This window comes from Bacillus sp. JJ1532 (genome assembly GCF_036965085.1).
Classification (GTDB): Bacteria; Bacillota; Bacilli; order Bacillales; family Cytobacillaceae; genus Cytobacillus.
In genome coordinates, this window is record NZ_JBALOW010000099.1 from 5,985 (window position 1) to 8,287 (window position 2,303).

General features: G+C 37.6%; 2 protein-coding genes. Both read left to right on the plus strand.

What is annotated here, in order from left to right; translation table 11 throughout:
• The first annotated feature begins 52 nt into the window (after positions 1-52).
• Positions 53-730 (plus strand): response regulator transcription factor, encoded by a 678-nt coding sequence (locus tag V7122_RS23265; protein ID WP_335345514.1) that lies wholly within the window; start codon positions 53-55, stop codon positions 728-730.
• Entirely contained in the window at positions 727-2,127 is a 1,401-nt protein-coding gene (locus V7122_RS23270; protein ID WP_335345513.1) for a sensor histidine kinase, read from the plus strand. The genes V7122_RS23265 and V7122_RS23270 overlap by 4 nt, the downstream gene beginning before the upstream one ends.
• Positions 2,128-2,303 lie beyond the last annotated feature (176 nt).

Genomic DNA, 2,303 nt, shown 5'->3' on the forward strand with positions numbered 1-2,303 from the left:
GAAGGTAGTTAAGAAGGGTTCATAACGCCCTTCAGTTAAGGGAGAGAAGGTAATGGAGAAGCTAAATATCCTTATTATTGATGATGAGGAGGATATGAGACATCTAGTTGAAATGTATCTGGAGAATTCAGGCTTTCACTGTTTATCTGCTGCTAATGGGGAGGAAGGATATGCCATCCTAAAGGATACATACATCAGCTTAATTATTCTTGATATTATGATGCCAGACGAAGATGGATATGAGGTTTGTAAGAGGATTAGAGAAAAATATAATATCCCTATCATCTTTTTATCAGCCAAAGGGGAGGAATGGGACAAAGTGCAGGCCCTTCAGCTTGGCGGTGATGATTACCTAGTTAAACCATTTAGTCCAGGAGAGCTTGTCGCAAGAATTAATGCCGTCCTACGCAGAAGCGGTATGACAAAAACTGACTCATATATCCAAGTTGGAAAAATAATCATTGATCAATTGGCTAGAAAAGTATCAGTAGCAGGGCAAAGTATATCTTTAACATTGAAGGAGTTTGAACTTCTCCTATGTTTCGTTGATCATCAGTCACAGGCTTTGAGCAGAGAACAGCTTCTTGACTCAGTTTGGGGAATTGATTATATAGGGAGTCTTCGAACGGTTGATACACATATTAAAACATTAAGAATGAAGCTTGGTGTCGGGGATTATATACAGACTGTATGGGGAATCGGCTATAAATTTGAGGTGCCTTCAGAATGAAGTTTAAGTTTACCGATAGTCTGGCAAAAAAACTATGGCTCACCATTACAGCGGCCATTTTAATTACGATTATTTATTCCTATTTCCTCTCTTATTTATTTTATGAAAAGCTATATGTAAATAATGTAGAGACTTCATTAATAGAGGAAGGAAATCGTTTGGCAAGCGAATATGATGGGGGAGCTTTAACAGAGGAATTAATTGATAGAATTGAATGGTATGGAACAAAATCTGAATCAGAAATTTTTATTGTCAGCAATCCCAGGGAGCTAAGTGCCTGCTTACCCTTTGATATCGATTATGAGGCATTAATAAGCGGGAAGGAAAGAGAACAGCTGCTTAAAGGTGAACCGGTACATAAGATTGGTTATGAGGAGCGGTTTGATCGGCAAATTATGGCTGTAGTTATTCCTCTTTTGGATGAAAATAGGCTTGAGGGAATTATTTATTTATATTTACCGCTAGCAAAAATTTCAGAGGTCACAACAGACTTTGCTTATTTATGGATGATGGCGGCCTTTCTATTTTTAATTATTGCTATTTCTTTTGGAACAATCCTTGTCCGAAGGCTGACAAAACCGTTACTTGAGATGAAGGCTGCAGCTGAGTGTGTCTCAAAGGGGGAGTATTCAATCAAGATCGATAATCAATCAACAGATGAAATTGGTCAGCTTGCCCATGCATTTAATCATATGGCTTCTTCTATTCAACGAGAGGACGAAAGGAAAAAAGAGTTTCTCGCCAATGTCTCCCATGAACTTAGAACCCCAATAAGCTATGTAAAAGGGTATAGTGAAGCATTAATTTCTGGGATTGCCAAAAAGGAAGACCATGATCGCTATGTCCATATCATTCATCGGGAAGCAGGAAGAATGGAACGGCTAGTAGGTGATCTTCTTGACCTTTCACGACTGGACTCTGAAGAATTTAAGTTGGAAAAAATGCCGCTTCCACTTGCACAAATTATTGAAAACTCTTTGCAGAAGTACGGACCAATTATGAAGAATAAGAATGTAGACCTCCAATATCAGCTCGATCCGGATATTATAATAAATGGAGATGAAGGCCGGATTGAACAGGTTATCCAAAATATTATGGACAATTCCATACGATACACTGACAAAGGAGAAATCAGACTTGAGCTTTATAAAATAAAGGAAGGCTGCTGTATAGAGATGAAGGATACAGGAATAGGAATTCCTTCTGAAGATATTGATAAAATAAAGCAGCGATTTTTCAGAGTAAATAAGGCAAGGACCAGAAAGGATGGGGGAACAGGTTTGGGGCTTGCGATTGTCGAAAAGATTGTTAATCTCCATGGTGGGAAGCTAATGATCACGAGCAAGCTCGAATTAGGGACAACTGTTAGGATTATTCTTCCAGTTATCGATCTTTAGTTATAAAAACATCATATGTGTAATATTTTTGTAACAATAGTAAAACAAGCTGCCTTTATAATAACTTGTCAACACCGAATTCTTAGTAATATTCTGGAGTAACTTTAAGGTGGTTTCTTCTAAAGGATTATCTATCCAAGTAAATATCCTCCAGTCTATTTTTTATAAACCTACAA